At 71.5% G+C, this 6,473-nt stretch carries 9 protein-coding genes; 4 read left to right on the top strand and 5 right to left on the bottom strand.

Features of this window, described 5'->3' with window-relative positions; translation table 11 throughout:
* Both ABZY11_RS42125 and ABZY11_RS42120 read left to right on the top strand, forming a co-directional pair.
* Positions 1 to 918 (top strand): AlkA N-terminal domain-containing protein (locus tag ABZY11_RS42125; protein WP_356484239.1); only part of this gene is annotated, 918 nt, incomplete at its 5' end.
* A 20-nt stretch (positions 919 to 938) separates the two neighbouring features.
* A complete protein-coding gene (locus tag ABZY11_RS42120; RefSeq protein ID WP_356484238.1) occupies positions 939 to 1,463 on the top strand; it encodes a methylated-DNA--[protein]-cysteine S-methyltransferase in 525 nt (174 codons plus the stop codon).
* A gap of 105 nt (positions 1,464 to 1,568) precedes the next feature.
* On the opposite strand, the gene ABZY11_RS42115 is transcribed toward ABZY11_RS42120, so the two are convergent.
* Positions 1,569 to 2,153 (bottom strand): TMEM165/GDT1 family protein, encoded by a 585-nt coding sequence (locus tag ABZY11_RS42115; protein WP_356484237.1) that lies wholly within the window; start codon positions 2,151 to 2,153, stop codon positions 1,569 to 1,571.
* 335 nt (positions 2,154 to 2,488) lie between these two features.
* On the opposite strand from ABZY11_RS42115, the gene ABZY11_RS42110 reads away from it, so the two are divergent.
* Positions 2,489 to 2,893: a (2Fe-2S) ferredoxin domain-containing protein gene (locus ABZY11_RS42110; protein ID WP_356484236.1), complete on the top strand. Its 405-nt coding sequence runs from the start codon at positions 2,489 to 2,491 to the stop codon at positions 2,891 to 2,893.
* A 79-nt stretch (positions 2,894 to 2,972) separates the two neighbouring features.
* Here ABZY11_RS42110 and ABZY11_RS42105 read toward each other — a convergent pair whose 3' ends face one another.
* The 4 genes from ABZY11_RS42105 to ABZY11_RS42090 all read right to left on the bottom strand — a co-directional run bounded on the left by ABZY11_RS42105 (position 2,973) and on the right by ABZY11_RS42090 (position 6,147).
* Complete coding sequence (locus ABZY11_RS42105; protein ID WP_356484235.1) at positions 2,973 to 3,191, bottom strand: methyltransferase domain-containing protein; 219 nt, start codon at positions 3,189 to 3,191, stop codon at positions 2,973 to 2,975.
* Positions 3,192 to 3,362: 171 nt separating this feature from the next.
* A complete protein-coding gene (locus ABZY11_RS42100) occupies positions 3,363 to 4,124 on the bottom strand; it encodes a Sir2 family NAD-dependent protein deacetylase (protein ID WP_356484234.1) in 762 nt (253 codons plus the stop codon).
* A 133-nt stretch (positions 4,125 to 4,257) separates the two neighbouring features.
* Entirely contained in the window at positions 4,258 to 5,460 is a 1,203-nt protein-coding gene (locus tag ABZY11_RS42095; protein WP_356484233.1) for a hypothetical protein, read from the bottom strand.
* Positions 5,461 to 5,652: 192 nt separating this feature from the next.
* A complete protein-coding gene (locus ABZY11_RS42090) occupies positions 5,653 to 6,147 on the bottom strand; it encodes an NUDIX hydrolase (protein ID WP_356484232.1) in 495 nt (164 codons plus the stop codon).
* 136 nt (positions 6,148 to 6,283) lie between these two features.
* Here ABZY11_RS42090 and ABZY11_RS42085 point away from each other — a divergent pair.
* Positions 6,284 to 6,473 (top strand): glycerate kinase (locus tag ABZY11_RS42085; protein ID WP_356484231.1); only part of this gene is annotated, 190 nt, incomplete at its 3' end.

The raw sequence follows: 6,473 nt of genomic DNA, 5'->3' as shown, positions 1-6,473 counted from the left end.
GCCGCCCGGTCCGCGACACCCCCGGCCACCCCGGGAGTGATAGTGCTGCGACTGCCCTACCGGGCCCCGCTCAACCCCAGCAACCTCTTCGGCCACCTCGCCACGACCGCCGTCCCCGGCGTCGAGGAGTGGCGCGACGGCGCCTACCGCCGCACGCTCTCCCTGCGGTACGGACACGGCATCGTCGCTCTCACCCCGCAACCCGACCACATCGCCTGCCGTCTCTCGCTCACCGATCCACGCGACCTCACCCTCGCGATCAGCCGCTGCCGCTGGCTGCTCGATCTGGACGCCGACCCGGTGGCCGTCGACGGGCAGCTGTCCGCCGATCCGCTCCTGGCCCCGCTGGTCGGCAAGGCGCCGGGCCGAAGGGTGCCGCGTACCGTCGACGGCGCGGAGTTCGCCGTACGGGCGGTGCTCGGCCAGCAGGTCTCCACCGCCGCCGCCCGCACCCACGCGGCCCGCCTGGTCACCGCGCACGGCCTGCCCGTCGACGACCCGGAGGGCGGCCTCACCCACCTCTTCCCGGACCCCGGGGCGCTCGCCGGGCTCGACCCCGAGCAGCTCGCCCTGCCCCGCAGCCGCCGCACCACCCTCACCACACTCGTCGGCGCCCTCGCCGACGGCTCGCTGCGGCTGGGCACCGACGCCGACTGGGAACAGGCGCGGGCCGAACTGACCGCCCTCCCCGGCTTCGGCCCCTGGACCGTCGACGTGATCGCGATGCGGGCGCTCGGTGACCCGGACGCCTTCCTCCCCACCGACCTCGGCATCCGGCGCGCGGCCGAACAGCTCGGCCTCCCCTCGACGCCCGCGGCACTCACCGCCAGAGCAGCCGCCTGGCGCCCCTGGCGGGCGTACGCGGTCCAGTACTTGTGGACCGTGGACGACCACCCCATCAACCACCTGCCCACCTGAGGAAGTCGGGAAGTCCAGCCATGACCGATCCGCACGCACGTGCGGCGACCCGGAAGCACACGGTCGTCGACAGCCCGTACGGTCCGCTCACCCTCGTCGCCACCGACGGGGTTCTCGCGGGCCTCTACATGACCGGCCAGCGGCACCGCCCGCCCGAGGAGACCTTCGGCGGACCCGACCCGAGGCCCTTCACGGAGGCCGTCCGCCAGCTCGACGCCTACTTCGCCGGGGAACTGCGCACCTTCGATCTGCCGCTGCGCCTGGACGGCACCCCGTTCCAACGCAGCGTCTGGGCGCAGCTCCAGCTGATTCCGTACGGCGAAACGCGCTCGTACGGCGAACTGGCCGAGAACCTAGGCAAGCCCGGCGCCTCACGTGCGGTGGGGCTGGCCAATGGCAAGAACCCGGTGGGCATCATCGTCCCCTGCCACCGTGTCATCGGCGCCTCGGGCAGTCTCACCGGCTACGGCGGCGGACTCGACCGCAAGCAGCGGCTGCTGGCCTTCGAGAACGGTACGCAGGACGACACCCCGGCGCTCTTCTGACACCGCCCGCGCCGGCGGACACGGAGACGGGCCCGGACACCCAGGTCCGGGCCCGTCCCGAAGCCACGCGCCGGCGCACGCCAGGGAGAGAAGGCGCGGCGGCCGTCAGCCCGTGAAGATTTCCACCAGCGTCCAGATCGCCAGCCCCAGCATGCAGAGTCCGCCGATCCGCTGAACCGTTTTCAGCGGCACGCGCTTCGCGATGAAGCGCCCGGCGAGCAGTGCCAGTGCCGAGACGGACATCAGAGCGGCCGCGGACCCGATCGCCGTGGACCAGGTGCCGTCGCTCGCGGCCAGATTGGCCGTGGTGATCTGGGTGAGGTCGCCCCACTCGCTGATGAAGACGGCCATGAACGCGGTCGAATAGACCGGCCAGAAACCGGTCACCGTCTTCGTGCCGCCGTCCTCGTCGTCATCGCCACCACCGGAGCGCAGCAGCATGAAGGCCCCGAACGCGAAGAGGGAAGCCGAGACGAGCTTCACGATCCAGTCGGGCAGCAGTCCGATCAGGCTGCCGGCCCCCACCGCGATGGCGACGTGCACGATGAACGCGGACGACGTGCCGAACCAGACGTACAGCGGTCGCATGCGGGTGCCCATGGCGAGCGACGCGAACATCGTCTTGTCGGGGAGTTCCGCAAGGAAGATCAGCCCGAAGGCGGTGAGAATCGCCAGGGGGTCGAGGTGCATTCCGGGTGGCCTTCTGTGAGAGCCGGGCCCCGGGCCTTCGCGAAGCGCCACTCGGGCTTCCGGAGGACCACTCGGCCCGGCATGACGTCAACGCCCACGGGATGCGGGCGTGTCATACCTGACCGAAGGTCTCGCCCGCCCGCGGTGAACCACGGGCCCGGCCACCGGGAACCCGGGGGTTCCAGTGTGTCGACGACCGGTTTGCGGGGCTACTCCCCTTCGCAGCCATCAACTGTACCCCACCCGCTCACGGGGCAGAGCAGGTGTTCGAGCGAAAGCGGAGATCGGTACAGTCCCATGGTGATCATCCGCGCCCGCACCGGAAGCGTCCCCGTATGAGCCGCCGCACCCGAAGGGCGGCCCCCGCCCAGGGGACGCCCCGGCCCACCGTCAGCGTCTGCCGCGGCTGCTGCTGCGGGACGCCAAAGATCCCGGACGTGGACCACGCCGGCCAGCTCGCCGAGCTGCGGCGGTCGCTCGGCGACATCGCCACGGTGCGCGCCGTGGAGTGCCTGGACGCCTGCGAACGGGCCAATGTCGTCGTCGTGCAGCCGTCGGCCGAGGGCCGCCGGGCGGGCGGCCGCCCGGTCTGGCTCGGGCTGGTCAACGACCCGGATGCCGTGACGGACATCGTCGCCTGGGTCGAGGCGGGAGGCCCGGGGCTGGTGGACCCGCCGGACATCCTCGACCTGTACACGTTCCGCCCCTCGCGCCGCATACAGCAGGAACTCGACCACTAGGGTCTGTCCGGCGGGGTGTGGACCAGGGAGTACCGGGCGAGCGCCCCGGCCGGGCTGCTGTCCGCCAGATCCAGTGCGTTCATCGTCCCCTCGTCGAAGACGAGGTCCGGGTAGCGCGGGCCACCGCGATCGTGCCGGGGGAGAGGTCGATGCCGAAGGCGGTCAGCCCGAGATCGCGCAGATGAGCCGTCACACGACCGGGACCGCAGCCCAGATCGCCCACTCGGCCGCCGCCCGCCGTCACGAACCCCGCGAAGGCGACCGGCACGGCGTTGTCGTACGGCTTCTTCGGCGTCATGTCGGCCAGCAACGCGGTGTAGTCGACGGCGACGGTGTCGTACGAGGCACGGGTGGTGTGGAGGGAGGAAGGTTCGGTCGTACAGGGGCTGTACAGCCCTCCATCGGCACCTCCCGGCCGGGTCGGCGCACAAGCGGCAGGGGTTGAGAGCTTTTCGGCCGGGCCGCTCCCTCAGCCCTCGGAAGCCCTGCCGGAACCCTCACCCGGCCCCGTATCGGCGGCCAGCCGCTTCAGCAGCGCGGGCAGCGCCGTGCCGATGGGCTCGCGGATGGTCGCCTCGGCCAGTTCGTCGTACGGCGTCGGCTCCGCGTTCACCACGATGAGCCGCGCCCCGCTGTCCACCGCGATCCCGGCCAGCGAGGCGGCGGGCTGCACCTGAAGCGTCGTACCGACCGCGATGAACACCTCGCAGGCCTTCGCGATCGACACCGCCTGGCCCAGCACCACCGGGTCGAGCCGCTCGCCGAACATGATTGTGGCCGATTTCAGGATGCCGCCGCAGACCGCGCACGACGGGTCGGCCTCTCCCGCCTCCACCCGGGCCAGCGCCTCGGCCATCGGGGAGCGGGCATGACAGCGGGTGCAGACCACCTCGCGCGCGGTCCCGTGAAGTTCCAGGACCTTGCGGGCGGGGAGCCCGGCGAGCTGATGCAGTCCGTCGACGTTCTGCGTGATCACCCGCACCGGGGCGCCGGACCGCTCCAGCTCCGCCACCGCGCGGTGCGCCGCGTTCGGCTCCGCGGCCCAGGTCGCACTGGTGCGGCGCATCTGCCAGGAGCGGCGGCGGATCTCCGGATCGGCCATGTAGAAGTCGTACGTGACGAGCTTCTCTGCCTCCGGGTCCTTGCGCCAAAGCCCGTTGGGCCCGCGGTAGTCGGGGATGCCGGAGTCCGTGGAGATACCGGCGCCGCTGAGGATCGCGACGAGAGTCATGCCGCGAGCGTACGCAGCACCGATCGCCGTGCGCGAGGCCAATTCCCCGGCACCGGGCGCGACCGCGTCGCGCGCGGCCACCGCACCAAAGCGCGGATCGCCGCGCGCGACGAGTCGTCGTGCGAGGTGGTCGTCAGGCCGTGGGACCGGCAGGGCTGAACGGCGACGGGGTCAGGCCCGTCCAGGTGTTCAGCTCGGCCCGGGCGGTCTGCTTGGTGACGCCGCCGTCCTGGAGCGTGCCGCTGCGCGCGACGTAGAACCGCCCGTCGTCGAGCGAGACCAGCCCGTACTGTCCGTACTGCCCCGGCGCCGGCCACCCGTACGTATCCGTCGTGGTGTCGTGCGCGCCCTCGCGCAGCAGCGGGAGCAGCAGACCGCGCTCGGGGGTCTGCTGCCCGCGCACCGGGCCGCGCACCGGCTTCCGCGCACCGTCCAGCGCGAAGACCGAGTAGTTCGGGAAGCCCGGCTTGGTGCCCTTGTAGACGGCCATCAGCCAGTTGCCGCTGTGCCCGTCGTACTCCAGGTTCTGCACGCCGTACGTGGTGTTTCCGGTGTACGCGAAGAACTTGCCGTCGACCCGGGCGGGTCCGCTGGTGTGCGGGGCCGACTCGGTCAGCGGGCGCTCGTACTTCTTCCACCTTGTGACGTCGTACTGGAGCAGCACCTGGTGGTCGTTGTCCGCGCGGCCCGCGTTGGCGTACACGCCGTACGCGACCGTCAGCTTCTTCGGGGCGTGCTTGCCGCGCCGGTCGCCGAAGGCCGGACCGAACGCGACACCGTCGATGCCGCTGCAGCCGTAGCGGTGGTCGGGTGTCTTGCCCGTGTCGCCGTCGAAGACCCCGTCGCCGTTCATGTCGGCGGTGAAGTCCTTCACGACCTCCTTCAGGTAGACGGTCGAGACGACACCCGTGGACTGGGCGTCCATGTCCATCCGGGTGATGCGGTCGACGTCGAGGATCGCGATGTAGAAGGACTTCGCCTCCTTGTACTCCAGCGAGCCGTAGACCCGGCCGTCCTTCTCGTTGAAGTCCAGATCGCCGAGGTGGCCGGTGAATCCGGTGACCGAGCCGACCGGGTTGCCCTTGAGGTCGGTCTTGACCAGCAGGTTGGTCATCGAGAAGTACATGAAGCCCTTGCGGCGGTCGATGGCCATGCCCTGGACATGGCCGGACTGCCAGGCGCCGCCGTCGACCGACAGCGGCAGCCCGCCGTGTGCGGCCGGGGCCGATACCGGTTCCGCGAGCGCCGTCGATGCCGTGGCGACGACCGCCGTGCAGGCGAACGCTGCGACGATCGTGGCCAGCAGCCCGCTGAGGTGTCCCGTGTGCGTACGCATGATCCCTCCGCTGTCGTGGAGTCCGGATGATGCCGGTCGAGCGTGCACTGCGGACCAATGGCACATGAACTCACGCGTCCGGCAGCGTCGACCGGCCTACCAGTTGACGACCGGTCAGCACAACGGGACAGAAAGGGAATACGGGTGGTATCCGGCGACGGGCGGACGCGGGGCCGGAGCCGGCCCGGCGCGTCAGCCGCCCACCGGGTGGCCGTCCTCCAGCTCCGCCGCGCCATCACCGGATTCGAGTACGTCCAGCGCCGCCCGCACGCGCAGCGCGAGAGCGCCGAGCAGATAGCGGTCGATCTCCTCGCGCTCGACCAGCTTCCAGGACAGCAGCTCCTCCTCCTGGAGCCGGATCGCCTTCAACTGCTCCTCGTCCAGCACTCCGCCGTCGTACAGATACGCGGCGATCGGCGGCCGTCGCGGGCCGCGTGCCCAGTCGACGGCGAGCAGCCGTCCCGGCCGCAGATCGAGACCGATCTCCTCGGCCGTCTCGCGCCGCGCGGCCTGCCGCGGACTCTCGCCGTCGTCGGACTCGATCGTTCCGCCGGGCAGCGCCCAGCCGTCCCGGTAGTTCGGCTCGACGAGCAGCACCCGCCCCCGGTCGTCCCGGAAAACGGTGGCCGCGGCGGCCAGCACCCGGGGGAGCCCCGCGATGTAGGAGGTGTAGTCAGTGGTGGTCACGCGAGGCAGCGTAATAGCAGGGGCGGAACCCGGACCAAGACGGCCCTGGGCAGCGGGTATCCGCTGCGGATAGGGTCGGGGGCGGCGCGACTGCCTGTTCGAAAGCAAGGGATGCAAGGTGGCGGACGGAGCAGTGATGGAGACCGCACGCGTGCTCGTCGCGGCGGACAAGTTCAAGGGCTCGCTCACGGCCGTACAGGTCGCGGAGCGGGTGACGGCCGGGCTGCGGCGGGTCGTCCCCGACGTGCGGGTCGAGACCCTGCCGGTGGCGGACGGCGGCGACGGCACGGTGGCGGCGGCGGTGGCCGCCGGGTTCGAGCGCCGCG

The organism is Streptomyces sp. NPDC006510, assembly GCF_040611955.1.
Classification (GTDB): Bacteria; Actinomycetota; Actinomycetes; order Streptomycetales; family Streptomycetaceae; genus Streptomyces.
Note: the sequence above shows the minus strand (reverse complement) of the source record. Positions and strands in the feature narration are given on the sequence as shown.